This window comes from Allorhizobium sp. nf9_anc, assembly GCF_056323085.1.
Map to the genome: position 1 here is coordinate 2903386 of NZ_CM150481.1, position 23095 is coordinate 2926480.

The 23095-nt window shown below is 62.8% G+C and carries 27 protein-coding genes; 16 read left to right on the forward strand and 11 right to left on the reverse strand.

Annotation, left to right across the window (positions count from 1 at the left end):
* Nucleotides 1-4 precede the first annotated feature (4 nt).
* Genes hisG through hisS form a run of 3 tightly spaced genes read right to left on the reverse strand, consistent with a single transcriptional unit; the run spans nt 5 to nt 3340 of the window.
* A complete protein-coding gene (hisG, locus tag AC02Y0_RS14260; protein ID WP_476379537.1) occupies nt 5-700 on the reverse strand; it encodes an ATP phosphoribosyltransferase in 696 nt (231 codons plus the stop codon).
* A complete protein-coding gene (locus AC02Y0_RS14265) occupies nt 697-1818 on the reverse strand; it encodes an ATP phosphoribosyltransferase regulatory subunit (RefSeq protein ID WP_476379538.1) in 1122 nt (373 codons plus the stop codon). Before AC02Y0_RS14265 ends, hisG begins: the two co-directional genes overlap by 4 nt.
* Nucleotide 1819: 1 nt before the next feature.
* Nucleotides 1820-3340, reverse strand: a complete 1521-nt coding sequence (gene hisS / locus AC02Y0_RS14270) for a histidine--tRNA ligase (protein ID WP_476379539.1) — start codon at nt 3338-3340, stop codon at nt 1820-1822.
* A gap of 153 nt (nt 3341-3493) precedes the next feature.
* On the opposite strand from hisS, the gene relB reads away from it, so the two are divergent.
* The 6 genes from relB (at nt 3494) to AC02Y0_RS14300 (ending at nt 6439) form a co-directional block, all read left to right on the forward strand.
* On the forward strand, nt 3494-3727 hold the full coding sequence (gene relB / locus AC02Y0_RS14275; RefSeq protein WP_476379540.1) for a type II toxin-antitoxin system RelB family antitoxin: 234 nt from the start codon (nt 3494-3496) through the stop codon (nt 3725-3727).
* Nucleotides 3711-3980, forward strand: coding sequence for a type II toxin-antitoxin system RelE family toxin (locus AC02Y0_RS14280; RefSeq protein WP_476379541.1), 270 nt, complete (start codon nt 3711-3713; stop codon nt 3978-3980). The genes relB and AC02Y0_RS14280 overlap by 17 nt, the downstream gene beginning before the upstream one ends.
* A gap of 3 nt (nt 3981-3983) precedes the next feature.
* A complete protein-coding gene (locus AC02Y0_RS14285) occupies nt 3984-4730 on the forward strand; it encodes a hypothetical protein (protein WP_476379542.1) in 747 nt (248 codons plus the stop codon).
* Between the two features lie 106 nt (nt 4731-4836).
* Entirely contained in the window at nt 4837-5172 is a 336-nt protein-coding gene (locus AC02Y0_RS14290; RefSeq protein WP_476379543.1) for a hypothetical protein, read from the forward strand.
* A 65-nt stretch (nt 5173-5237) separates the two neighbouring features.
* The gene (gene copM / locus AC02Y0_RS14295; RefSeq protein ID WP_476379544.1) at nt 5238-5636 is read left to right on the forward strand and encodes a CopM family metallochaperone; all 399 of its coding nucleotides are present in this window, start codon (nt 5238-5240) and stop codon (nt 5634-5636) included.
* Nucleotides 5637-5734: 98 nt separating this feature from the next.
* The gene (locus tag AC02Y0_RS14300) at nt 5735-6439 is read left to right on the forward strand and encodes an HAD family hydrolase (RefSeq protein WP_476379545.1); all 705 of its coding nucleotides are present in this window, start codon (nt 5735-5737) and stop codon (nt 6437-6439) included.
* On the opposite strand, the gene AC02Y0_RS14305 is transcribed toward AC02Y0_RS14300, so the two are convergent.
* Nucleotides 6440-7069: a DNA-3-methyladenine glycosylase I gene (locus AC02Y0_RS14305; protein ID WP_476384041.1), complete on the reverse strand. Its 630-nt coding sequence runs from the start codon at nt 7067-7069 to the stop codon at nt 6440-6442.
* A 212-nt stretch (nt 7070-7281) separates the two neighbouring features.
* Here AC02Y0_RS14305 and AC02Y0_RS14310 point away from each other — a divergent pair, with 212 nt between their 5' ends.
* The 3 genes from AC02Y0_RS14310 (at nt 7282) to AC02Y0_RS14320 (ending at nt 9703) form a co-directional block, all read left to right on the forward strand.
* Complete coding sequence (locus tag AC02Y0_RS14310; protein WP_476379546.1) at nt 7282-8109, forward strand: L,D-transpeptidase; 828 nt, start codon at nt 7282-7284, stop codon at nt 8107-8109.
* 148 nt (nt 8110-8257) lie between these two features.
* Nucleotides 8258-8887 (forward strand): L,D-transpeptidase, encoded by a 630-nt coding sequence (locus AC02Y0_RS14315; RefSeq protein ID WP_476384042.1) that lies wholly within the window; start codon nt 8258-8260, stop codon nt 8885-8887.
* Between the two features lie 153 nt (nt 8888-9040).
* Entirely contained in the window at nt 9041-9703 is a 663-nt protein-coding gene (locus AC02Y0_RS14320) for an outer membrane protein (RefSeq protein ID WP_476379547.1), read from the forward strand.
* A 3-nt stretch (nt 9704-9706) separates the two neighbouring features.
* Here AC02Y0_RS14320 and AC02Y0_RS14325 read toward each other — a convergent pair whose 3' ends face one another.
* From AC02Y0_RS14325 to AC02Y0_RS14345, 5 genes are all read right to left on the reverse strand, one after another.
* Nucleotides 9707-10180: a hypothetical protein gene (locus AC02Y0_RS14325; RefSeq protein WP_102019358.1), complete on the reverse strand. Its 474-nt coding sequence runs from the start codon at nt 10178-10180 to the stop codon at nt 9707-9709.
* Nucleotides 10181-10241: 61 nt separating this feature from the next.
* Nucleotides 10242-11555, reverse strand: a complete 1314-nt coding sequence (gene glcF / locus AC02Y0_RS14330; RefSeq protein ID WP_476379548.1) for a glycolate oxidase subunit GlcF — start codon at nt 11553-11555, stop codon at nt 10242-10244.
* A gap of 49 nt (nt 11556-11604) precedes the next feature.
* Nucleotides 11605-11985: a DUF4870 family protein gene (locus tag AC02Y0_RS14335; RefSeq protein WP_476379549.1), complete on the reverse strand. Its 381-nt coding sequence runs from the start codon at nt 11983-11985 to the stop codon at nt 11605-11607.
* Between the two features lie 12 nt (nt 11986-11997).
* Complete coding sequence (gene glcE, locus AC02Y0_RS14340; RefSeq protein WP_476379550.1) at nt 11998-13191, reverse strand: glycolate oxidase subunit GlcE; 1194 nt, start codon at nt 13189-13191, stop codon at nt 11998-12000.
* 8 nt (nt 13192-13199) lie between these two features.
* On the reverse strand, nt 13200-14633 hold the full coding sequence (locus AC02Y0_RS14345) for an FAD-linked oxidase C-terminal domain-containing protein (RefSeq protein WP_476379551.1): 1434 nt from the start codon (nt 14631-14633) through the stop codon (nt 13200-13202).
* Between the two features lie 139 nt (nt 14634-14772).
* Here AC02Y0_RS14345 and AC02Y0_RS14350 point away from each other — a divergent pair, with 139 nt between their 5' ends.
* The gene (locus tag AC02Y0_RS14350; RefSeq protein WP_476379552.1) at nt 14773-15669 is read left to right on the forward strand and encodes a LysR family transcriptional regulator; all 897 of its coding nucleotides are present in this window, start codon (nt 14773-14775) and stop codon (nt 15667-15669) included.
* Between the two features lie 39 nt (nt 15670-15708).
* A complete protein-coding gene (locus AC02Y0_RS14355; protein WP_476379553.1) occupies nt 15709-16239 on the forward strand; it encodes an STM3941 family protein in 531 nt (176 codons plus the stop codon).
* A 6-nt stretch (nt 16240-16245) separates the two neighbouring features.
* Here the strand turns inward: AC02Y0_RS14355 and AC02Y0_RS14360 are convergent, their stop codons facing one another.
* Nucleotides 16246-17661: a DUF6880 family protein gene (locus tag AC02Y0_RS14360; protein WP_476379554.1), complete on the reverse strand. Its 1416-nt coding sequence runs from the start codon at nt 17659-17661 to the stop codon at nt 16246-16248.
* A 132-nt stretch (nt 17662-17793) separates the two neighbouring features.
* On the opposite strand from AC02Y0_RS14360, the gene AC02Y0_RS14365 reads away from it, so the two are divergent.
* Both AC02Y0_RS14365 and AC02Y0_RS14370 read left to right on the forward strand, forming a co-directional pair.
* Nucleotides 17794-18048 (forward strand): type II toxin-antitoxin system HicA family toxin, encoded by a 255-nt coding sequence (locus AC02Y0_RS14365; protein ID WP_476379555.1) that lies wholly within the window; start codon nt 17794-17796, stop codon nt 18046-18048.
* Nucleotides 18045-18380: a type II toxin-antitoxin system HicB family antitoxin gene (locus AC02Y0_RS14370; protein WP_476379556.1), complete on the forward strand. Its 336-nt coding sequence runs from the start codon at nt 18045-18047 to the stop codon at nt 18378-18380. Before AC02Y0_RS14365 ends, AC02Y0_RS14370 begins: the two co-directional genes overlap by 4 nt.
* Here the strand turns inward: AC02Y0_RS14370 and AC02Y0_RS14375 are convergent, their stop codons facing one another.
* Nucleotides 18381-19652, reverse strand: coding sequence for a DUF3422 family protein (locus AC02Y0_RS14375; RefSeq protein WP_476379557.1), 1272 nt, complete (start codon nt 19650-19652; stop codon nt 18381-18383).
* A gap of 171 nt (nt 19653-19823) precedes the next feature.
* On the opposite strand from AC02Y0_RS14375, the gene AC02Y0_RS14380 reads away from it, so the two are divergent.
* The 3 genes from AC02Y0_RS14380 to AC02Y0_RS14390 all read left to right on the forward strand — a co-directional run bounded on the left by AC02Y0_RS14380 (nt 19824) and on the right by AC02Y0_RS14390 (nt 22945).
* Complete coding sequence (locus tag AC02Y0_RS14380) at nt 19824-20654, forward strand: FadR/GntR family transcriptional regulator (protein ID WP_476379558.1); 831 nt, start codon at nt 19824-19826, stop codon at nt 20652-20654.
* Nucleotides 20655-20855: 201 nt separating this feature from the next.
* Complete coding sequence (locus AC02Y0_RS14385; protein ID WP_476379559.1) at nt 20856-22190, forward strand: glycosyltransferase family 4 protein; 1335 nt, start codon at nt 20856-20858, stop codon at nt 22188-22190.
* Complete coding sequence (locus tag AC02Y0_RS14390) at nt 22187-22945, forward strand: HAD-IIB family hydrolase (protein WP_476379561.1); 759 nt, start codon at nt 22187-22189, stop codon at nt 22943-22945. The genes AC02Y0_RS14385 and AC02Y0_RS14390 overlap by 4 nt, the downstream gene beginning before the upstream one ends.
* Nucleotides 22946-23095 lie beyond the last annotated feature (150 nt).

Consider the following 23095-nt stretch of genomic DNA (forward strand, 5'->3'; position numbering starts at 1 on the left):
CCCCTCAGAGTACGCCGCTGATGGCCTCGACGATGCGGCCGATCATGGGATTACCGTCATGCTCCGGCTTCCTCGCCCGCACCAAGCAGGCCTCGGAGCGCAGGATCACGCCATCCGACAGCACCTTCAGATGGTTGGCGCGGAGCGTCGAGCCGGTCGAGGTGATATCGACGATGATATCGGCCTGGCCTGCAGCGGGGGCGCCTTCGGTAGCGCCCAGGCTCTCGACGATGCGATAGAGCTGGATGCCGTGCTGGCGCGAAAAATGCTGCTGCGTCAGGCGCCAGTATTTGGTGGCGATCGCGAGGCGGCGGCCATGGCGCGTGCGGAATTCGGCGGCGACATCGCCGAGGTCGGCCATGGTGTCGACGTCGTACCAGACCTCGGGAACGGCAACGATGACATCGGCATGGCCGAAGCCGAGGCGAGCCGCAATCTCGACGCGGCTGTCTGCCTCTGCCAATCCCTCGCGGATCAGGTCTTCGCCGGTCACGCCGAAATCCACCGTGCCATTGCCGATTTCGCGCGAGATCTCGGAGGCCGAGAGATAGGCGATCTCGACATCGTCGAAGCCTTCGACGCGGCCGCGATAGGAGCGGTCATTGCCGACGGCGACGATCTTCATGCCGGCTTTCTCGAAGATGGCGGAGGCATCGTCCTTCATGCGGCCCTTGGAGGGCAGACCGATGGTGATGGTCATTTTGCGCTCCTTTCCGAGTCAATTCGGTCGAGCCAGAGCGAAAAGCCGACGGCCGGGATATGCGTCTCGGCGCCGAGCAGCGTCAGCAGCCGGTCGAAGCGGCCGCCGCCGGCAAGCACCGCGGGTTTGCCCTTCACCGCCACCTCGAAGACGAGGCCGGTGTAATAATCGAGCGGACGACCGAAAGCGGCGCGGTAGGTGATCAGGTCGAGATCGACGCCGGTGCTGGCAAGCGCTGCGACGCGCTCGTCGAAACGGGTGAGCGCTTGCCCGAGCTTGAGGCCCGCGGCATCGGCAAAGCCGGCAAGGGCTGCCGACGCATCGCCAAGCGGCAGCTCAAGCGAGAGGAATTCGCGCAGTAGCAGCAGGGCAGCGCCATCGAGGCGCGTCTCCGAGAGCTCCAGCTTTTCCTGCAGGCGGCGGGCAATCTCCGCCGGGGTGCGGCTGGCATTCGTGAGATAGCCGGTTTCCTGCATGGTCGCGTCGATATGGGCAATCAGGGCGTCCTGGTCACCGGTTGCGAGCATTGCCGAGACTTGCGGATCGAGGCCGGGTACCGGCGTCGGGGTTGCGAGCCGGCGCAGGAGCTGGTCGATCTGATCGGGATTGCCGAAAGCCTGGATCAGGCGCTTCTGCCAACCGGCAGGCAGGCCGAGCGCCTTGACCACCGCCTCAAAAACGGACTGGTCGCCCAGGGTGACGGCAAGCGGCTTGGTCGGCAGCAGGCGGGTGAGGATCGCGACGCTGTCTGAAATCGCGCGGGCATCCGAGGCGGCGACGGCGATGTCGCCGAGATCCTCGATGCCGGCCTGGTAGAATTCCTGCGGGCCTTCACGACGCTGGCGGAAGACTTCACCAAGATAGGCATAGCGCTTCGGCGTGCCGGTCGCGGTTTCGATGTGGCGCAGGCAGACGGGAATGGTGAATTCCGGACGCAGGCAGAGGCTTTCGCCACGCTCGTTTTCGGTCAGGAAGATGCGCCGGCGCAGGTCTTCGCCCGCCATGTCGAGGAAGGGGGCGGCCGGCTGGATCACGGGCGTGTCGACGCGAGTGGTGCCGCGCGAGACGAATTCCTGCAGGATGGTGCCGGCGAAATCGGGCATGTCGGTCAGGGGCATTTCAGCCGCCCTTCGCCCGACGGCGATCTTCCGCCTGTGCGGCCAAGATCTCCTTGACCTTGGCGACCAGGTCCGACTCGGCCACGACTTCCTGCGCCACGCGGGCCTCGCGCCATTCGGCGTTGTCGGTGATTTCGCCGGAGAGGCGCTTGCCCTCGATCAGGTCCTTGATCTGCACGACGCCTTGCGCGCGCTCGTCGCCGCCCTGGATGATGGCGATCGGGGCGCCACGGCGGTCGGCATATTTCAGCTGGTTGCCGAACTTCTTCCAATTGCCCTGGTACATTTCGGCGCGAATGCCTTCGGCCCGCAGTTGTTGCGTGAAGCGCTGGTAGCGGCCCATGCTCTCGACATCGCCATCCATGACGGTGACGAGGACCGGGCCGAGCACGTCGTCCTGACCGAGCTTGCCGAGGTTCTTCAGCGCCGTCATCAGGCGCGAGACGCCGATGGAGAAGCCCGTGGCCGGAACCGGCTGGCCCATGAAGCGCGAGACGAGGCCGTCATAACGCCCGCCGCCGCCGACCGAGCCGAAGACGACCTTTTCACCCTTTTCGTTGGTGACGTCGAAGGTGAGTTCGGCTTCGTAGACCATCCCGGTGTAGTATTCGAGGCCGCGAACGACGGAGGGGTCGATCTTGATGCGGGTCGCATCGTAGCCAGCGCCAGCGACGAGCGCGCCGATCATGTTCAACTCCTCGACGCCCTCTTCACCCTTGGAGGTTCCGGTGACAAGAGCGGCCAGTTCGGCAGCGCTTTCACCATACGACTTGATGCCGACGAAGAAGAGGACCTTAGCAATCTGCTCCTCGTTCAGCCCCGCACCCTTCGTGAAGTCGCCGGACTCGTCCTTGCGGCCTTCGCCAAGGAGAAGCTTCACGCCTTCCGGGCCGAACTTATCGAGCTTGTCGATGGCGCGCAGCACGCCCAGACGCCGCCCGGCATTCTCCTCGCCGCCAAGGCCGATCGCCTCCATGACGCCGTCGAGAACCTTGCGGTTGTTGACGCGGATCACGTAGTCGCCGCGCTTGATGCCGAGCGCTTCCAGCGTGTCAGCCATCATCATGCACATTTCGGCGTCGGACTGGACGCCCGGCGCGCCGACGGTGTCGGCATCGAACTGCATGAACTGACGGAAACGGCCCGGGCCCGGCTTCTCGTTGCGGAAGACGTAGCCGGCGCGGTAGGTGCGGAAGGGCAGCTGGATTTCCTGGAAATTCTCCGCGACATGACGGGCCATGGGGGCGGTCAGGTCATAGCGTAGCGACATCCACTGCTCGTCATCGTCCTGCAGCGAGAACACGCCTTCATTCGGGCGGTCCGAGTCTGGCAGGAACTTGCCGAGCGCATCGGTGTATTCAAAGAGCGGGGTCTCGATCGGGTCGAAGCCGTAGCGCTCATAGACCTCGCGGATCGTCTCCATCATCTGGTTGGCAGCACGGATGTCGGCAGCCTCGCGATCGACGAAGCCGCGCGGCAGGCGGGCCTTCAGCTTCTGGGGCTTCTTGTTCTTATCGCTCATGATGACAACCGGAATTTCGTTTCAAAAAGGTGCCGGTGTCTTAGAGGATCAAGGATTTGGCGGCAAGGGCGAAGGCGGGTGGGCGCGAGGCCGGATGCTGGAAAATGAGTGTGTTCGGTGGTATGTTTGCACGCGAAACCAGAGGTTGGACCGATGAACAAGCGCGTCACGCTCGAGATGCCGGAAGAAATGCACAAGCTGGTGCTGCAGTACGCGGCAGAAGCCGGGGCTGAACCCGATGCCTATCTGCTCGAAATGATCGAGGAGCAGCTAGAGGATGCTTATTTCCTGCGCCGGGCCCAGGAAGTTCTGGAAGCGCGGGCGCGTGGAGAAAGCCGGACCTATACCTGGGATGAGATGGAGCGCGAACTTGGCGTGGACGATTGAGTTCGACGACAAGGCCATCAAACAGCTTAAAAAGCTGGGCGACACTGAGGCGCAGCGCATAAGAGATTATCTACACACTCGGATCAAACCCCTCGACAATCCTCGCCAGAAAGGACGTGCGCTGCAGGGGCCGGAGTTCAATCATCTCTGGCGCTACAAGGTTGGCGACTACCGCATCATCTGCGATATCCAGGACGGCAAACTCATCGTGCTCGTGGTCGCGATCGGCCATCGCAGCTCCGTCTATCGGTAAGACATGATCCTCGAAGCCCTTAACTACGCCGCGAGCTGGCCGCTGACCTCGGCCGCGCACCGTCCGTTCATCCGCTCCTCCGTCAATCTCTGGGCGCGGGCAAACCGCTGCGCCTCGGCCTGGGTCGAGCATGAGAGCCGGACGAAGGCGGCCATTGTCGCGGCGGCTGAAGGATGCCGGCAGCGGCGGACGGTGGTGGTGCTTGGGTCCGGACTGTTGCGCGACGTGCCGGTCGCCGAGCTGTCGCGGCTGTTCGATACGGTGGTGCTCGTCGATCTCGTGCATCTCGCCAGTGTAAGAAGCTGGCTCTCGATCAAGCGGCTGAAGAATGTCCGTCTGATCGAACGGGATCTCTCGGGGCTCGATGCGCTGCTCGGAGCCAAGCCTTTCGAGCCGCTCGCGTTTCTCCGGCAGGTGCCCTATCTCGATCTCGTCGTCTCCGCCAATCTGCTGTCGCAGATCGGGATTGGCGCCGCACGACGGCTGGACGGTCATGCGGACAAGGGTCCGCTCCTTCGTCAGGTGATCGGCGCACATGTCGAGGGTCTGGCGCAGGTTTCGGCCGAGACCTGCCTAATCACGGATATCAGCTATACGGTCATCGACCGCAGCGGGGGACGTCACGAAACGGTCGATCTGATGCACGGAGCAGATCTGGGGCCTGCCCGGGCCGCGTGGGACTGGCCGGTGATCCCCTTCGGCGAGGAAAGCCGGGACTACCAGATCCTGCATCATGTGATTGCGCGGTAAATTGCACGGCCTTGCTTTCGTCCTGATCACCGCCCATCTTCCCTCCATGACATCACTCGCCCGCCTTCTGTTACTCATTGCTGCCCTTGCATATGGCGCCATGCCCATGACTGGCATGTCGGCCATGGCGATGCCGGCAGCGCATGCGATGGAGGCGAGCGGCGATCTTAGCGAACCGGTCGCTGAATCAACGGCGATGGCGGATATCGATTGTCCGCATTCGACTGCGGGACTTTCGGTTACGGATGGTGCTGATGGCGATTTCGATCATCCGTCCAAGCCGATGAAATCGGTCTGGCACTGTGCAGCCTGTCTGACGCTGCCCGCCCTGCCCTCTGTTGCCGACAGCGGCAAGCCGGCGCGCGCTGCAGAAGCGTCAGCGCTTCCCTCAAGGCTCGTGTCACAGCTGCGTGCTCCGGCAACGCCCCCTCCCCGCGCCTGATCCGATGAGACCGCGCAGCCTTTGGCTTCGCGCAATTCGATCATTGATCAGCACAGGAGATTTCAATGCTGAAGAGCTTTTTCGTTGCGGCATCGCTTGCGACCGCGCTTTCCGCGTCCGCCGTCCTTGCCCAGGACAACACCATGCATCAGGGCCACGGCATGTCCTCCATGGACCACAGCACCATGGATCACGGCGCGATGGACGATAGCCCGTCGTCCAAGGCCTTTGCCGAAGCCAATGCGAAGATGCACAAGGACATGGCCGTGCCGCTTACCGGTAATGCCGATGTCGACTTCGTGCAGGGCATGATCCCGCATCATCAGGGCGCGATCGACATGGCGAAGATCGTGCTCGAACACGGCAAGGATCCCGAAATCCGCAAGCTCGCCGAAGAGGTGATCGCTGCCCAGGAGGGTGAGATCGCCATGATGAAGGCGTGGCTGGCCAAGAACGGCCAGTAAGCTCGGCCGACACCCGAAACTGCAATGGCGCTCAAGGGCGCCATTGCTTTGCCCGAGAGACGGATTAGTCTGCCGCTCCTGATCGATAAGGAGGCGTCATGTCCAACCGCCCTGTCTCCGTGATCGGCTTTGATGCCGACGACACGCTCTGGCAGAACGAGCAGTATTACAAGCTGACCGAAAGCCATTTTCGCGGCCTGCTCTGCGAGTTTGCCGAGGGCGATCATGTGTCTGAACGCTTGCTGGAGGCCGAGAAGCGCAACCTCGCCCATTACGGCTTCGGCATCAAAGGTTTCACGCTCTCGATGATCGAGACGGCGCTGGAGATCACCGAGGGCCGGGCGCCCTCCTCCGTGATCAGCGAGATCCTGGCAATCGGGCGTGATCTCTTGAGCCACCCGGTCGAATGCCTGCCGCATGCCCGCGATGCCCTGGAGGCGCTTTCGGGCAAATATTTCCTGGTGCTGATCACGAAGGGCGATCTCTTCGACCAGGAACGCAAACTCGCGCAATCCGGGCTCGGCGACTATTTCGATGCGGTCGAGATCGTATCCGACAAGACGGCCACCACCTATCGGCGGATCTTCGGCAAACATGGCGAAGGACCGGAGCGGGCGATGATGATCGGCAATTCGCTGAAGTCCGACATCGTGCCGGCGATCGCGGCCGGCGCCTGGGGCGTGTTCGTGCCGCATGAGCTGACCTGGGTGCTGGAGCATGTCGACAAACCCGAGGAGGCGCCGCGCTTCCGCGAGATCCCGGATCTCGGGCATGTGCCTGAGCTCGTGATGAGCCTCGCCTGATCAGGGCCGCACGAGCCGGGTGCGCAATTCCTCCGTTGGCGCGCGACGGCAGCAGCCTTCGATGTGGTCGTTGACCAGTCCCATGGCCTGCATGAAGGCATAGACGGTGGTCGGGCCGACAAAGGTCCAGCCGCGCTTCTTCAGGTCCTTTGACAGGCGGATCGAGGTCGGAGAGGTCGGATTGGCCCTGAGTGTCGCATAGTCCATGCGCGGTGGGCGCTCCAAGGCGTCGGGTTCGTAACTCCAGAAGTAGCGAGAGAGCGAGCCGAATTCCGCCGTGAGGTCGATCGCGCGGCGGGCGTTGTTGATGGTCGAGACGATCTTGCCGCGGTGGCGGATGATGCCGGCGTCTGCGAGGCATCGGGCGATGTCGTCGTCACCGAAGCGCGCGACCTGATGGAAGTCGAAGCCGGCGAAGGCTGCGCGGAAGTTTTCGCGCTTCCTCAGGATCGTCAGCCAGGAGAGGCCGGACTGGAAGCCTTCGAGGCAGATCTTTTCGAAAAGCCTGACATCGTCCGTGACCGGGCGGCCCCATTCCTCGTCGTGGTAGTGGCGATAGTCTTCAAGGCTGCCATGCCAGAAGCAACGGTCGAGACCGTCCTCTCCCCGGATCAGGCCTTCCGCGATCATGTCCATGCGATTCTCCCCCTATGCGGGAACGCGTTTACCATTTGTTCACGATTTTTCCAAACCGGGCGCTAACCCTTCCGAAAGGTTTACAGCCTCGATCGCATTTTCATGAACGCCTCTTTACCAATTGGCGGGCCTCGCTCTGGCACGATCCGGTGGAATTGGTGGCATATCCTGCCGCCGCATCCGGTCCCAAGTTCATGAGTTGTCCGATGTCGAAGAAATCTCTGCTGTTGGCCGTTCTGGCCTGCCTGCCGCTTGCCCTGCCCGCCCATGCCAATGATCGCTATCAGAGCCGTCCGCCCGTGATGGTGAGCCCTGATCTGCAGGCGTCCTGGGTGCTGCAGCTGGGTGGCGTTCCCGCGCAGACGCGCAGTTCTGCGATGCCACAGCGCCAGCGCCAGGTCGTTCCGGCTGGCCGCCAGCGGGTGGTCGTGCGGCCGCAGCAGGTGCTTCGCCAGCAGCCGGTGCAGCAGCAGCGCCGGGTCGTGCAGCAGCGTCGCGTGCTCTTCCCGCAGCAGCAGCAGCAGCCGGCAGCACAACAGGTCGCGATGCGGCCGGACAAGCCGGTGCGCACCCAGATCGATCCGCAGTTCCTGCCGCAGATGGTTCAATACCAGACCGAGCAGAAGCCGGGCACGATCGTCATCGATACACGCGAGCGCTTCCTCTATCTCGTCATGGCAGACGGCATGGCCAAGCGTTATGGCGTCGGCGTCGGCAAGCCGGGCTTCGAATGGGCCGGCACGCACAAGGTCACCTCGAAGCGCGAATGGCCGGACTGGCGTCCGCCGCAGGAAATGATCGCCCGCGAGGCGGCCAAGGGCCACTTCCTGCCCGCGCATATGCCCGGCGGCCCGGAAAATCCGCTCGGTGCCCGCGCGCTCTATCTCGGCTCGACCCTTTACCGGATCCATGGGACCAACGCCCCATGGTCGATCGGCAACGGCGTTTCCTCCGGCTGCATCCGCATGCGCAACGAGGACGTCACCGATCTCTACGAGCGGGTGAAGGTCGGCACCAAGGTCATTGTGATCTGAGGCACTGCCCAGATCACATATCGTGGATTAGCCCTTGCTTTGCAAAAGGAAGAAGCTAGGCTCCAAACCCTGCAAATTCAGGGGACAGAATATGCTCAAGACGATTTCGAAGAGCGTCACCGCTGCCATTCTGGCGGTGACCTTTGCCATGCCGCTGCCGGCGTCTGCCATCAGCCTCGACCGCATCCAGACCACCAGTGACGTCAAGCTTGTTGCGCAGCAGCGCAAGGAAGTACCGGAGAAGTTCAAGCGCAAAGTCGTGCGCCTGACCACCGACGAAAAGCCGGGCACGATCATCATCGATACGAACAACAAGTTTCTCTACTATGTCGAAGGCAACAACCGCGCGACCCGCTACGGCGTGGGCGTCGGTCGTGAAGGCTTCGGCTGGTCGGGCGTGGTGAAGATCGGCCGCAAGGCGGAATGGCCCGAATGGCGCCCGCCGGCAGAGATGCGCCGCCGCGAAGCCGCCAAGGGTCATATCCTGCCCGTCGTGCAGGAAGGCGGTCCGGACAATCCGCTCGGCGCGCGCGCCATGTATCTCTACAAGGGCGGCCGCGACACGATTTTCCGCATCCATGGCACCAACCAGCCCTGGACGATCGGCCTCAACATGTCGTCCGGCTGCATCCGCATGATGAACAAGGATGTCGAGCATCTCTATGATCGCGCCGATATCGGCTCCAAGGTCATCGTCATCGGTCCGGGCAACCGCCAGGGCGACGTGTCCTTCGACGACAAGGGCGTGGATATCCTGCGCACGATCTTCGGCGGCTGAGACCAGCCTCCTTTCCGATGCATGAAAAGGCCGCGCCGATTAAGCGCGGCCTTTTTCGTGTCATGAAGCTGTTGCCTCCGCGGTGCAGTCTCCGCTGGCAACGGGGTTCGGGGCCCCGATGTCGACATGCATCGTTTTCGGGGACTTCAGTTCATGACCTATCGTTCGCTTGCACTCGCCCTCACCGGTGGGGTCTTCACACTGATTGCCGCCGCGCCGGCGACCGCTGAAATGGGTGTCTCCGTCTATGGCGGCTTTCAGACGGCGCCGCACAGCGATATCGAGGTCTCGGACGGACCGGACTTCCGCGCCGGCTGGGAAGGCAAGTCATTTCAGACACCGCCCTATTACGGTGTTCGCGGAACCTGGTGGATGACCAATCTGGGCAAGCCCAATCTCGGTCTCTCTGTCGATTTCACCCATGCCAAGGTCTATGCCAATAGCGAGACGCTAGCCTCCTCCGGCTGGTCGCATTTCGAATTCTCAGATGGCATCAATCTGCTGACGCTGAACGCGCTCTATCGCATGCCGATCGAGGGGACGAAGTTCGTGCCTTATGTCGGCGCGGGTGCCGGCATCAACGTGCCGCATGTCGAGGTGACGCGTGGCTCTGGCCGGACCTTCGAATATCAGCTTGGTGGTGCGACCGTGCAGGCGCAGGCCGGTGTGGCCTATGATTTCAACGAGAACTGGTCGGCTTTCGTCGAGTACAAGGGCAACTATTCCTGGGTCGATGTCGACATCGATTCCGGCGCGTCGCTGAAGACCAACATCCTGACGAATGCGGTGAATGTCGGGGTCAGCTACAGGTTTTGAAGCTCAACGCTTCACATCGCAGAAGATCGAGCCCTCATGGGTGATGATCGTCTCGGCGCCAGCGGTGCCGCCCATTTTCAGCTTCTCGACCTTCATCGCGTAGCGGCCCTTGAAGCGCATCTCGGTGTCGGAGCTGCGGTCGGTGATCATCGACATGGTCACCCGGTAAAGGGGTTCCCTTTGCGGGGCAAAGGCATGGATGCTGAAGCGCAGGTCTCGATCGTCGATCCAGTATTGTCTCAGCATTTCCGAAGTGATCTGGAAGCGCCGGAAGCCTGAGGGTGCTGCCTTGTCCTTGACGCCGGCCATGCCGCGGAAATGCACCAGCTTTTCCTGGTCCTTGTTGCTGAAGCCGCTCTCCAGAGACATGTCGATCACCGTGTCGGATGCGGCACAGTATATGCGCTCGATCGCCTCCGCCGGCGTCACGAACGGACAGAGGAATGCGAAAGCGACGACTAGACTCTTGTTTGCCATGAAGGCCTCCCGGGATGCCCCATCCCAGGACAGTTATTGCAGAAATCGCTTAACAATTCGCTCAGGCCGACACGCGGCGATCAAGCGCTGCGGGGCGCGGGCCGCCATAGGCCCAGTTCAACAGTTCCACCGTATGAACGACCGGAATGCCTGTGGCTGAGCCGATCTGTGTCATGCAGCCGATATTGCCGGCGGCGATGACATCAGGTTTCGTCGACTCGATGTTCTTCACCTTGCGGGCCTTGAGCCTGGCGGAAATCTCGGGCTGCATGATGTTGTAAGTGCCAGCGGAGCCACAGCAGAGATGACCTTCCGGCGGGTCCTTGACGGCAAAGCCGGCTGCCTTCAACAGCAGTTTCGGCGCCATCGTCACCTTCTGGCCGTGCTGCAGGGAGCAGGCGGAGTGATAGGCGACCGTCATGCCCTTGGTTTCTGCGATCGGCAGATCGAGGGTGGAGAGATATTCGGTGACGTCCTTCGCGAGCGCCGACACCCGCGCCGCCTTTTCGGCGTAAGCGGGGTCGAGGCGCAGCATGTGGCCGTAATCCTTGATGGTCGTGCCGCAGCCCGAGGTCGTGACGATGATCGCATCGAGGCCTCCCGCTTCGATGGCACGGGTCCAGACGTCGACATTGCGGCGGGCGCTTTCGAGCGCCTGTTCCTCACGGCCCATATGGTGGACGAGCGCGCCACAGCAGCCCTCGCCTTGGGGCACCACGACCTCGACACCGAGACGGGTCAGAAGCGAGATGGCCGCTTCGTTGATGCCGGGATCGAGGACGGGCTGGGCGCAGCCGGTGAGGATCGCGACGCGGCCCCGACGCGCAGCGGTTGCGGCATGGGTGGCGGGCTTGGCGAAGTCCGAGGCTGGCGCGACCTGGGTGGGCGCGAGCCTCAGCATGGCGGCCATCGGCTTGAGCGACTTCACCTGATCGAAGAGGCCGGCGAAGGGGCGGCCGAGGGCGGCGAGTTTGAGCGCCAGGCGGAAGCGGCCTGGATAGGGCAAGACCATGGCCAGCATGTTGCGGGTCAGCCGGTTCATCAGCGGGCGGCGATAGGTCTTTTCGATATGGGTGCGGGCATGGTCGACCAGATGCATGTAGTCGACGCCCGAGGGACAGGTCGTCGTGCAGGCAAGGCACGAGAGACAGCGGTCGATATGCGTGACGATCTGCTCGTCGGCGGCGCGGCCGTTTTCCAGCATGTCCTTGATCAGGTAGATCCGGCCGCGCGGGCTGTCGAGCTCGTTGCCGAGCGTCACATAGGTGGGACAGGTGGCGGTGCAGAAGCCGCAATGCACGCATTTGCGCAGGATGCTTTCGGCTTCCGCGACATGGGGATCAGCGAGCTGCTCGGCGGTGAAATTGGTCTGCACGCTTTTCCTCCCCCGGAGCGGCCTGCATGGCCGCTCCCACGACTTCTATTCAGATCCACCAGCTGGTGGGACGGGCAATGGGTTCGCCGGCAGACGCCTTCTGCAGGCCGATGACGCAGCGGACCACGATCCAGATGGCAACGCCGAAGATCAGGATGACGCCGACGGCCACGAGCATCAGGAAGGAGGCGATCAGCGCATAGAGCAGACCGATCCAGAAGGTGCGGATGGCGTAGGTGTAATGCGTATCGATCCAGGCCGGCCCCTTGCCGCGGTTCACATAGGCCATGATCAGCCCGACGATGCCGGTGAGGCCGACGACGAAGCTGACGAGATAAAGGACATAGACGACCTGGACATTCATGCGGCCAGGGGAAAACCAGCCCTCGCCGCCAGAGGTCGTGGGCGGCTGGTATTGCGGATCAGTCATGACAAAACTCCTTCACGTCATAAGACCGGGATTGAAGATCCCGTGTGGGTCGAGTTTTGCCCTGACTCGGGCGGAAAGCAAAGCGACGGCGGGTGCTTGCGGCTCGAAGGCCGGGATTTCGGAGCGGATCTGCGGTGCGGCTCGGAGCAGCGTGGCATGGCCGCCGCCCAGGGTGCGAATGCCATGGCGCAAGACATCGGCCTCGGGATCGGCCTCCATGCGCATCCAGACAAGGCCGCCCTGCCAATCGTAATAGGCGTCGATTCCGGCCCGGAGCCGAAGACCCGCAACCAGCTTCCAGGCTTGCGATGGCGCCATGGACAGGCGCCAGAGCGGCCGGGCCGTGCCATCGGCGTAGGGCATGACATCGCGGATTTCGGCCCAGAGCGCTTTGGTGTCGTCGGCGTCGAGACGGCTGACCGGGCCGAAGCCAGCAACGGCCGCCATGAGCTTTTCGGCACGCACCGCGACAGAGGCTTCGAGGCCCTCCAGGCGCATGACGGTGGCAGCGCCCTCGGGAAGCTTGCCGCCGATGAAGCGACCACGCACGCTTTCCGGCAGATGGGCAGCACCTGAGACCTCTACGGAGAGGGACAGGGCTGCGGCGAGCGCCTTCATCGCTTGCTCATCTTCGAGGCCTGAGATCACGATGGTCGCAGCCGTCTTCGGCACGGGCAGGACCTTGAAAGTAACTTCGGTGAGGAAGCCGAGCGTGCCATGCGAGCCGGCGAGCAGCTTGACGAGGTCGAGGCCCGTGACGTTCTTCATCACCTTGCCGCCGGCCTTCACCACCTCGCCTGCGCCGTTGACGAAGCGGACGCCGAGCAGATGGTCACGGGCAGCACCTGCCGTGAAACGGCGCGGGCCAGAACTGTTGACGGCAAAGAGGCCGCCGATGGTGGGTGTGCCCGACGTGCCCATGGCGCCGCGATGGTCCATCGGTTCGAAGGCCATGGCTTGCCCGTTTTCGGCAAGGGCTGCCTCGATCTCGGCCACGGGCGTTCCGGCGCGGGCGGTGATGACCATTTCGGCGGGATTGTATTCGACAATGCCAGACAAGGCTGCGGAGGACAGCACTGCCTCTGCGGCAACCGGGTTGCCGAAGCCCGCACGGGTGCCACCGCCACGGATTTGGAGCGGGGTTTTGCGGGCGGCGTGCTCGCAGATGAGGTCGGCAGCTTCCGTTTCGGTGGTGGGGGTCAGCATGCTTGGCATCATCCCCTGCCCTCCAGCGGAAACACCTTCGACGGATTGAGGATCCAGTCCGCATCGAAGGCGGAGCGCACGGCCATCTGCTGATCGAGATCAACCTGGGTGAACTGGTGCAGCATGAGGTCTCGCTTCTCGATGCCGACGCCGTGTTCGCCGGTGAGGCAACCGCCGGCATCGACGCAGAGCTTGAGGATCTCCATACCTGCGGCTTCCGCTTTCGCGGCATCTTCCGGGTCGTTGATGTTGTAGAGGATCAGCGGGTGCATGTTGCCGTCGCCGGCGTGGAAGACATTGGCGACGCGCAGGCCGTAGCGGTCGATGATCTCGGAGGTCTTGCGCAAGACGTAAGCGAGTTGGCTGAGCGGCACTGTGCCGTCCATGCAGATGTAATCGGCGATGCGGCCGGTGGCGCCGAAGGCGGATTTGCGGCCTTTCCAGATGAGGGCGGCCTCGTTGGCCGACTGGCTTTCGCGCACCGTCTTCACGCCATGGCGCTTGGCGATCTCGACGATGGCGGCCAGCATCGCGTCCATCTCGGCCTCGGAGCCCTCGACTTCGACGATCAGCAGAGCCTCCACGTCGAGCGGATAACCGGCCTTGGCGAAGGCTTCGCAGATCTCGATCGCGGGCTTGTCCATGAACTCGATGGCGACGGGAATGATGCCGGCGCCGATGACATCGGCGACGCAGGAACCGGCTTCCTCCGCGCTATCAAAGCCGAAGAGCACCGGGCGCGCACCCTCGGGCTTCGCCAGAAGGCGCACGGTTGCTTCGGTGACGATCCCCAGTTGGCCCTCCGAGCCACAGACGAGGCCGAGCAGGTCGTATCCCTCGGCGTCCAGATGCTTGCCGCCGAGATCGACGACAGTGCCGTCGACGAGAACCATTTTCACGCCGAGCAGGTTGTTGGTGGTGACACCGTATTTCAGACAGTGGGCGCCGCCGGAGTTCATGGCGATATTGCCGCCGATGGTGCAGGCAAGCTGCGAGCTCGGGTCGGGGGCGTAGAAATAGCCGTCGCCACCGACGGCATCCGAGATGGCGAGGTTGGTGACTCCGGCCTGGACCGTGGCGCAGCGATTGGCGTAGTCGACCTCGATGATGCGGGTCATGGCGGAGAGGCCGAGCACGACGGCATCTTCCTGCGGGATCGCGCCACCCGACAGCGAGGTGCCGGCGCCACGCGGCACGACAGGGATGCCGTAGCGATGACAGTATTTCATGACGGCCGCGACCTGGGCTGTCGTCTCGGGCAGGACGACGGCAAGCGGGCGGCGGCGATAGGCGATGAAGCCATCAGTCTCGAAGGGCACGAGCGCGTTTCGCTCTTCGACGAGGCGGCCTGCTGGCACCAGCTCCTTCAAGTCGGCGAGGATCTCCGCACGACGCGAGAGAACCTCTGGTCGCGGCGGCAAAAAGGCGATGGCCTCGCTCATGTCGGTCTCCTCCCTGATTGCCCGCGATCCTAGCCGCATCGAGGCCAGCGCTCAACTGGTCAAATTTTCTTACCAATAGGACTTTCGCAGGGCAAATGCTATGCACTTATGACCAAATCGGAAAAAGTAGCACGCACTCATGACCAATCTCGGTGATCTTGAAGTCTTCGTCCGGGTGATCGCGGCCGGCAGCATGTCGACGGCGGCGCGCGACCTCGGCCTTTCGCCCGCCGTTGTCTCCAAGCGCATCAAGCGGCTGGAGGACAAGCTCGGCACCCGGCTTCTGCAGCGCACGACGCGGCAGATCTCGCTGACGGAAGCCGGCCAGGGATTTCACGAGCGGGTGCTGACCGTGTTGGGCGGGCTGGAAGAGGCCGAAGCCTTCGCGTCAGGACGCTCTTCGGAGGTCAATGGGACGCTGAAGATCTCGGCATCGACCTCCTTCGGCCGCATGCATGTGGCGCCACACTTAAAACCCTTCATGGAGGCTCATCCGGATCTCGCGATCCATCTGGTGCTTTCGGACGAGTTCACCGACATCGTCGGCGGCGGCTTCGATCTGGCGATCCGCATCGCGGAGCTGAACGATTCCTCGCTGGTCGCACGCAGGCTCGCCCCCGTACGCCGCGTGCTGTGTGCGGCGCCAAGTTATCTTTCCGAATACGGAACGCCTGAAACCCTCGACGACCTGAAGAAGCATCGCTGCCTGCCGGCCCACAATCACGAATCCTGGCGCCTGGAAGGGCCCAACGGACCCGCGGCGCTAAGGCCCGAGGGCATGCTGATCACCAATTCCAGCGAGGTGCTCCGCGAAGCCGTGATCGCCGGCCTCGGGATCGCGCTGCGCTCCACCTGGGATGTTGGGGCGGAGCTGAAGAGCGGCAAGCTCGTGCAGGTGCTGCCGCAGTATGAAAGCTCGCGCAACGTGGCACTGTCGGCCGTCTATCCGAGCCGACAGTTTTTGCCGGCCAAGGTGCGGCTGTTCATCGACTATCTGGCGGAGCTTTATGGACCCGTGGCCTATTGGGAGCGATGACGGATTGCGCGGCAGCGAACTTCGAGGACTATAAGCACTATGGCCCGGATCGATACCACTGTCACACGCAGCTATCGGCAATCACCCGGGAAGACGGGTTTGCTGCTGCTTGCCGCAGCCGTCTTCGTCGCCGGCGGTCTTTTCGGCGCAGTTAATCTCGATCCCCTGCAAGACGGCCGCGCCTACGTCGCCTATCTGACGCTCGCCTTCTTCGGCCCCTGCGCCCTCGTGCTGACGTACCGGATTTTTACTCTTCGTGGTGATGTGCTGGTCATCTCGCCAGAAGGCCTTCTAGACCGGCGACTTTCCGAACGAACAATCCCATGGACTTCGATCTGGGACATATCCATCTTCGCCTATCAGGGGCAGCGGGTGATATTCCTCCGCGTCGATCCGGATGTGGAGCCGCTCCTCGGCCTGAACTGGCTCGCACGGCTCAATCGCCGCGCCAATTCTGCCATCGGGCTGAATGGATTGGCCGTGGCGGCCGTCGACTTGAACGTTCGATTCGAAGAGTTGCTGGCCGTAACGCGCGCCTATGCGGCCGCGGCCGCCGAGCAGCAGGCCTGAGCCTCGTCAGGCGCTCGGCAACCCACCCGGCACCGAACTCCAGAAGCCATACTTCTTCGAATGATTGCGCCGTAGCTCCGCGAGGAAGGCGGCATGTGTCGAGAGGCCGTGGCCTTCGGGCAGGTTCGGCATGAGGCGGGCCAGTTCGCCGACATAGCGGCCAGCATGGGGATAGGCCATGCCGATGCCACGCCGCAGGATATCTTCGACGAGCACACGGTAGAGCACCACGGCGGCCAGCGGCTCTTTGGCAGACAGCGCTTCTGCTGCGGGGGCGAGGTCGTCGTAGTGGCGACCTTCCCAGTCGTGTTGATGGCGCAGCACATGGGCGGCGGCGAGATCGAGGCGCGGCCAGGCGAGAAAGAAGTCGAGGCCGAGATAGATGTCCTCGTGCTCCTTCGCCAGAGCCAAGGCACGGTCGAGTTCGTCGAATTCGGCGAAATCGTCGAGCTTCGACAGGTAGAGCTTGAGGACGGCTGGATCGAGGGTTTCGCCGAATTCCCGCCAGCGCAGTTCCTGCGCGTCTTCGCGGCGCTTCAGCTTGTCCAGGATCTCGGCTTCCAGCAGGCGGCGTTCATGGGCGCCGTAATCCGGACCGACGGAGGCGAGCACGCCATTGACCGGGATGAGGCGCACACCGCGGGGGCGCTCGCGCACCCATTCCAGCGCATCTTCGAAGCGGCCAGCCTGATGCAGCATGTCGGCGACGGCCAGCGTGTCGCGGCGGTTGTCGGGCTTCTGGCGTTCGAGCGCCAGGAAGTCGTCGATGTCACCCTGATGAAGAGCGAGCGACTGCAGCAGATCGAGCGCGCCGAGCTTCAGGGGTTCGGATGGCAGGAGCGCGCCCAGCACCTTTCGCCAGGCAGAGGCTGCCGGTGCCGAGACGACGCCCGTGAGTGCACGCAGAAAACCGGTGTGCTCGCCGTAGCGATCCCGCAGCCGCAGGCGTTCCAGATGCGGCACCAGCAGAGCCTGCTCCTCGGCACCAACGGTCCTGATCAGCTCAAGCGTGGCCACTTCCGTATCTTCGAAGACCTTCCAGAGACGGGCATTGTCGGTCGCGAGACGGGCGGAGACGGGGAAGCGCAGGCCAAGGAAACGAACAATACGCTCGGCTGCGGCCTGGGGATCGGCCGCCCCGAGTTCGGAGAGAATGTTGCGGGCAAGGGCTGCGAATTCACCGGCGAGATCGCGGGCGCGTGCCCTGTTGATGCGGGTCGTCGACTGGTCGATCGCATCGAGGCGCTTGTCGATCAGGCGCGCCATCTCGTCCGGACCGGTTTCGCCGGCCAGCGCCGTCTGGAGCCTTGCCTTCAGCGCCTTGTTGGCGGCGGACTCCTCCAGGAGAATATCGACCAATTTCTCGAGCCCAAGGCCTGTTAGCCCCTTCTTGTCGAGTTTCGCCTTGGTCTGCTTCGCCATTCTGCCTGCCATCCATTTCCGCGTGCCTTATATCGAACGGACGGCAAGGCTCGGCAAGGACAAAAGACGCGGCAGCGGTGCGCCGCATCGAGGTCCGGTTGAATTGGTACTGCTTTATGGTATCATTTCCTGATGAAGAAGAAGCATCGCGCCACACTGGAGCAGATCTTCGCCCGGCCGGTCAGCGGCACCATCCGCTGGCAGGACATCGAGGCGCTATTCGTCGCGCTTGGCGCCGAGATCAGCGAACGCGAAGGGTCTCGAATCGGGGTCTTCCTGTTCGGGCAGATCAGGGTCTTTCACCGACCGCACCCGACGCCGGAGACGGACAAGGGTGCGGTGGCCAGTATCCGGAAGTGGCTGGAAGAAAATGGAATTTCGCCATGAACAATGTGATTGAAATCGATGGCCACAAGGCCGTTGTGTCGCTCGACCCGGATCTCGGCCTGCTGCGCGGCGAATTCCTGGGCCTTAATGGCGGGGCCGACTTCTACGGCGAGAGCATCGAGGCACTTCGCAAGGAAGGTGCGATCTCGCTCGCCGTGTTTCTGGACATGTGCGCCGAGAAGGGTGTCGCGCCCTACCGGGAATTCTCCGGCAAGTTCAATCTGCGGCTCGATCCAAAGCTGCACGAGGCAGCCGTGATTGCCGCTCGCGCCGAAGACAAGAGCCTGAATGAGTGGATCACGGACGTCATTGCGGAGGCGGCCGAGCGCTGATCAGCCTTCCCGATCATGACTGCGGCGGATCCGTCTGACGATCCACCAGACGCCGAGGACGGCGAGCGGCACCGAGAGGCCGGTGATGATCGCGGGATCGAACGGCAGGGTGTCGTGCGGGATGGCTTTGACGGCATAACCGACGAGGCCGACGACATAATAGGAGATGGCGGCGACCGAGAGGCCTTCGACCGTCTGCTGCAGACGAAGCTGCATTTCGGCGCGGCTGTTCATGGCGGTCAAAAGGTCGGAATTCTGCCGCTCCAGCTCGACGTCGATCCAGGAGCGAACCAGCGCTGTGGCGCGCGAAAGCTTGCGCGAGAGGTTGGCCTGACGTTCCTCGACCGACTGGCAGGTGCGCATGGCGGGCGCGAGGCGCCGCTCGAGGAAGGCGCCGAGCGTCTCGTAGCCAGGCACCGGTGTTTCATCGAGCGTCTTGATGCGCTCGCGCACGATGCCGTCATAGGCGCGGCTGGCCCCAAACCGATAGAGGCTCAAGGCGGCATTGGCTTCAAGCTCGGCAGCCAGGCGCGTGAGTTCCGAGAGCATCTCGTCGGACTCGTCGCGGGCATGGGCCTTCATGCGTTGGGTAACAGCCGTCAGGCCGTCTTCGATGCGGCGGATCTCTGGTGACAGTGTCTGGGCAAGCGGCAGACCGAGCATGGCCGTTGTACGGTAGGTTTCGATGTCGAGCAGGCGCTGGACGACGGCGCCGCGACCGGCCTCGGTCATGCCGCGATCAATGACGAGGATCTGGGTCAGGCCGTGGCCATCCTGGCGGAAGTCGGTGAGGACGGCGGCCTGACCGTTCTTGAGTTCGCTATAGCAGAGGCTTGCCGGATCGAAGGCGGCGCGGGCATCGGCGATTTCAGGACCATCGGGGCGCAGTTCGAGGCGGATCCCCGAAATCAGCGGGCCAGGGGCGATGAAGCCGTCGCCGAAGGGATGGATCGGCACCTCGCCGCCGAAGCTTTCCGGCAGCGGCCCATCCCAGAACCAAGTGGAGAATTCGGTGTGGCGCTCCCAGCGCAGGGTGCCCTGCCCCCAGGCGAGCGAATGATAACGTCCATTTTTTTCCGGCGGCGCAACCCCGCGTGCACGCGACAGTTCGGAAATGGCTGCGTGATGCACGGCCGATCCGCCATCCATCATGAAGGCGAGCTGGAAGATGACCCGGCCGGATTTTACCAGCGCATAGGGCCGCGCGTGGATTTCTCCGAGCGCCAGTGCGCGCTCCGGTGCCATCGGAAATGCGAAATCACCCTTTGCCACGCCGACCGTCTCCCTTGCCCTGCCTCAAGCTAGCAGCGACCGGGGAGAACCGCAAAGGCGCATTCGTCACAGTGCGGCAGGACCGGGTGTCGCACATTGCAGCTGATGCAACTGGGCAAATTATTTGACCAATTCTGGCCCTGCTTGTTAAGTGGCACCATGGAGGCCGCGATGAGCGAGAGCGACGACAGACTGTTTTCAGGGGTAAGCCACAGCCGCACGGCCGACGAGGTGGTGCAGCAGATCGAGCTTCTGATCCTCGACGGGGTGTTGCGCGACGGCGACCGGCTGCCGGGCGAACGCGAACTTGCGCAATCTCTGGAAGTCTCGCGGCCGATCCTGCGCGATGCGTTGAAGGAGCTGGAGAACCGGGGGCTGCTGGTCAGCCATCATGGCGGCGGCACCTTCGTCGCCGATATCATCGGCCAGGTCTTTTCCAAGCCGATCATCGATCTCATCTCCCGGCACGCGCGGGCGACGCGGGATTATCTCGAATATCGCCGCGAGCTGGAGGGGCTGACGGCCGAACTTGCGGCGCAGCGCGCAACAGAGACCGACAAGGCGCTGCTGACGCGGATCATCGACGACATGCGGCGCGCCCATGAGGATCTGGACCCCGAAGCCGAACTCGCGGCAGATGTGGACTTCCACAATGCGGTCGGCGAAGCGGCCCACAACATCATCCTCCTGCACACGATGCGCGCCTGCTACAGGCTTTTGTCGGAAGGCATCTTCTTCAACCGCAAGGCCGTCTTCTCGCTACCCAATGCGCGCGAACGGCTGCTGGAACAGCATGTGGCCATCCATGATGCGATCCTTTCCGGCGATCCGAAAATGGCCAAGGCTTCGGCCGAGGCGCATATCGACTTCGTCATGCGCTCCGCCGACGAAAGCGCGCGCGCCGATGAATGGGGCCGCGTGGCCAAGCTCCGGCTGATCCAGCGGGACGGCGGGCGGGCGACCCGGACGGGCGCAAATTCCCGGACTGACGGGAAAACTTAAGCCCGCATTCACGCCATCCTCGCAACCGGCCAAGCGGTTGGAATCGCGAGGGGATGGCGCGACTACATCGTTTGCTAGCCACAGCCCGTTTGCGACAAATTCCGCTGTTCGCGAAATTTTCATCTCACATTCGAAACATTTATATCCTTATCGCGTTATCATTCCCACTTGTTTCGAACGAAATTTTCAAGAGTGGGGATTATGGCATTACCAACGCCGCATGAGACGCCGCGCATTGCGCTCGTTTCCACGCATGGCTACGTGGCTGCACAGCCGCCTCTCGGGGCCGCCGATACCGGCGGCCAGGTTGTTTACGTTATTGAACTCGCGAAGAAACTCGCCCAGCTTGGGCACAAGGTCGACATCTTTACCCGCCGCTTCGAGGATCAACCAGAGATTGACGAGGTGGACGAAAACGTCCGCGTCGTGCGCATTCCCTGTGGCGGGCGCGACTTCATTCCAAAGGAATATCTGCAACGGCATCTCAATGAGTGGAACGAGACGGCGCTGCGCTGGATCAAGCGTGAAGGCCTGAGCTACCTCTTCATCAACAGCCACTACTGGGATGCGGGCGTTGCGGGCCAGCGGCTTTCGGAGGCGCTTCGCGTGCCGCATATCCATACGCCCCATTCGCTGGGCATGTGGAAGAAGCGGCAGATGGAAACGGACTATCCGGAGCAGGCGGACAAGTTCGAGCAGGAATTCAACTTCAAGGAACGCATCCAGCACGAGCTGATCGTCTATCGCAGCTGCCAGCTGGTGATTGCGACGACGCCGATCCAGCTGGACATGCTGACCGAGGATTACGGGCTGCCGCGCAATCGCGTGCACATGATCCCGCCCGGTTATGACGACAACCGCTTTTATCCGGTGTCAGAATCCTCCCGCCGGATGGTGCGCCAGCGCTTCGGCTTCGAGGGCACAACCGTGCTCGCGCTCGGCCGGCTCGCGACCAACAAGGGCTATGATCTGCTGATCGACGGATTTTCCGTGCTGGCCGACCGCGTGCCGGAGGCGCGGCTGAGGCTGGCGCTTGGTGGCGAAAACCTGGATGCCCAGGAAGAGACGATCCTAGCCCAGCTCAAGCAGCAGGTCGCTGATCTCGGCTTGACGGATAAGGTCGAGTTTACCGGCTTCATTCCCGATGAAGACCTGCCGGATATGTATCGGGCGGCCGACCTCTTCGTACTGTCCAGTCGTTACGAGCCCTTTGGCATGACGGCCATTGAGGCGATGGCGAGTGGAACGCCGACGATCGTGACAATCCATGGCGGCTTGTTCCGGGCCGTCAGTTACGGTCGCCATGCGCTGTTTGCGGATCCCTTTGACAAATATGATCTTGGCATCACCATGATGAAGCCGCTCAAGCATCCGCGGCTCTACGGACGGCTGTCGCGCATGGGTGCTCACAAGGCGCGTAGCCTGTTCACCTGGACCGGAATTGCCCAGCAGCTTGTCGCTCTTGTGGAAGGCCGCCCGGTGGCGCAAGCTCTCGAAGAAAGCGACTGGGCAGAACCATGGAACGACGGGGATTGAAACCGATACGCCTCTTCTCCTCCGATCTCGACGGGACGCTTGCGGGTGACCGCGACGCGTCGCTTGAGTTTGCGCGATTGTGGGAGGCTTTGCCCGAGGCGGCGCGCCCGCTCCTCGTCTACAACAGCGGCCGTCTGATCGAGGATATCATCGAGTTTACGGCGGAAGAGGGATTGCCGGCAGCGGACTTTCTCATCGGCGGCGTTGGCACCATGGTGCATTCAAGCGCGCATCCGCACCTCACGATGGAATATCAGAGCCTGATCGGGGAAGGCTTTGACGTCGACCTCCTCGAGGCCGAGCTCGTGATGATGGAAAGGCTGAAGCGGCAGCCGGCGCCATACCAGCATGACTACAAGTCGAGCTGGTATCTGCATGACGCGACATCGGAGGAAATCTCGGAACTGGAGCAATTGCTCGTCCGTTCTGGACATCGCGCACGCATCATCTATTCGAGTGCGCGGGATCTGGATGTGCTGCCTGATATCGCCGACAAGGGACAGGCGCTTGCCTGGCTGTGCCAGCGGCTCGATATCGGCCTCGACGAAGTGGTCGTTGCAGGGGACACCGGCAATGACCGGGCCATGTTCGAGCTGGACTCAGTGCGCGGGATCCTGCCCGGCAATGCGCTGCCGGAACTCGCCAGCCTCGCACAGGCAAGGGCCGGCATGGTCGCAACACAGGGGAATGCTGCCTGGGGCGTGATCGAAGGATTGAGCCTGTTTGGCGTGTTTGCGTCGTCTGATGCGGCTTGAATGTCGGAAAAAGCGACTTTTGGGCACAGAATGTCGCATTGTAATGAACGCATCGCGCGCGCACCTGATAGGCAAGCAATAACCATCGCGTGAGAAGTGCCGTGAGGCGGCAACATCAGGCATATTATGACAGCATTTTGGCGTATTCTA

Excerpts from the sequence above, each read along its gene's own strand:
- AC02Y0_RS14305 (WP_476384041.1), bottom strand. The coding sequence starts at position 7,069 with ATGATCGCGGAAGGCCTGATCCGGGGAGAGGACGGTCTCGACCGTTGC.
- AC02Y0_RS14350 (WP_476379552.1), top strand. The coding sequence starts at position 14,773 with ATGACCAATCTCGGTGATCTTGAAGTCTTCGTCCGGGTGATCGCGGCC.
- AC02Y0_RS14385 (WP_476379559.1), top strand. The coding sequence starts at position 20,856 with ATGGCATTACCAACGCCGCATGAGACGCCGCGCATTGCGCTCGTTTCC.
- AC02Y0_RS14365 (WP_476379555.1), top strand. The coding sequence starts at position 17,794 with ATGAAGAAGAAGCATCGCGCCACACTGGAGCAGATCTTCGCCCGGCCG.
- AC02Y0_RS14345 (WP_476379551.1), bottom strand. The coding sequence starts at position 14,633 with ATGAGCGAGGCCATCGCCTTTTTGCCGCCGCGACCAGAGGTTCTCTCG.
- glcE (WP_476379550.1), bottom strand. The coding sequence starts at position 13,191 with ATGCTGACCCCCACCACCGAAACGGAAGCTGCCGACCTCATCTGCGAG.
- hisS (WP_476379539.1), bottom strand. The coding sequence starts at position 3,340 with ATGAGCGATAAGAACAAGAAGCCCCAGAAGCTGAAGGCCCGCCTGCCG.
- AC02Y0_RS14265 (WP_476379538.1), bottom strand. The coding sequence starts at position 1,818 with ATGCCCCTGACCGACATGCCCGATTTCGCCGGCACCATCCTGCAGGAA.
- AC02Y0_RS14325 (WP_102019358.1), bottom strand. The coding sequence starts at position 10,180 with ATGGCAAACAAGAGTCTAGTCGTCGCTTTCGCATTCCTCTGTCCGTTC.
- AC02Y0_RS14355 (WP_476379553.1), top strand. The coding sequence starts at position 15,709 with ATGGCCCGGATCGATACCACTGTCACACGCAGCTATCGGCAATCACCC.
- AC02Y0_RS14285 (WP_476379542.1), top strand. The coding sequence starts at position 3,984 with ATGATCCTCGAAGCCCTTAACTACGCCGCGAGCTGGCCGCTGACCTCG.
- AC02Y0_RS14360 (WP_476379554.1), bottom strand. The coding sequence starts at position 17,661 with ATGGCGAAGCAGACCAAGGCGAAACTCGACAAGAAGGGGCTAACAGGC.
- AC02Y0_RS14300 (WP_476379545.1), top strand. The coding sequence starts at position 5,735 with ATGTCCAACCGCCCTGTCTCCGTGATCGGCTTTGATGCCGACGACACG.
- hisG (WP_476379537.1), bottom strand. The coding sequence starts at position 700 with ATGACCATCACCATCGGTCTGCCCTCCAAGGGCCGCATGAAGGACGAT.
- AC02Y0_RS14320 (WP_476379547.1), top strand. The coding sequence starts at position 9,041 with ATGACCTATCGTTCGCTTGCACTCGCCCTCACCGGTGGGGTCTTCACA.
- AC02Y0_RS14310 (WP_476379546.1), top strand. The coding sequence starts at position 7,282 with ATGTCGAAGAAATCTCTGCTGTTGGCCGTTCTGGCCTGCCTGCCGCTT.
- copM (WP_476379544.1), top strand. The coding sequence starts at position 5,238 with ATGCTGAAGAGCTTTTTCGTTGCGGCATCGCTTGCGACCGCGCTTTCC.
- AC02Y0_RS14315 (WP_476384042.1), top strand. The coding sequence starts at position 8,258 with ATGCCGCTGCCGGCGTCTGCCATCAGCCTCGACCGCATCCAGACCACC.
- AC02Y0_RS14290 (WP_476379543.1), top strand. The coding sequence starts at position 4,837 with ATGACTGGCATGTCGGCCATGGCGATGCCGGCAGCGCATGCGATGGAG.
- relB (WP_476379540.1), top strand. The coding sequence starts at position 3,494 with ATGAACAAGCGCGTCACGCTCGAGATGCCGGAAGAAATGCACAAGCTG.
- AC02Y0_RS14380 (WP_476379558.1), top strand. The coding sequence starts at position 19,824 with ATGAGCGAGAGCGACGACAGACTGTTTTCAGGGGTAAGCCACAGCCGC.
- AC02Y0_RS14370 (WP_476379556.1), top strand. The coding sequence starts at position 18,045 with ATGAACAATGTGATTGAAATCGATGGCCACAAGGCCGTTGTGTCGCTC.
- AC02Y0_RS14335 (WP_476379549.1), bottom strand. The coding sequence starts at position 11,985 with ATGACTGATCCGCAATACCAGCCGCCCACGACCTCTGGCGGCGAGGGC.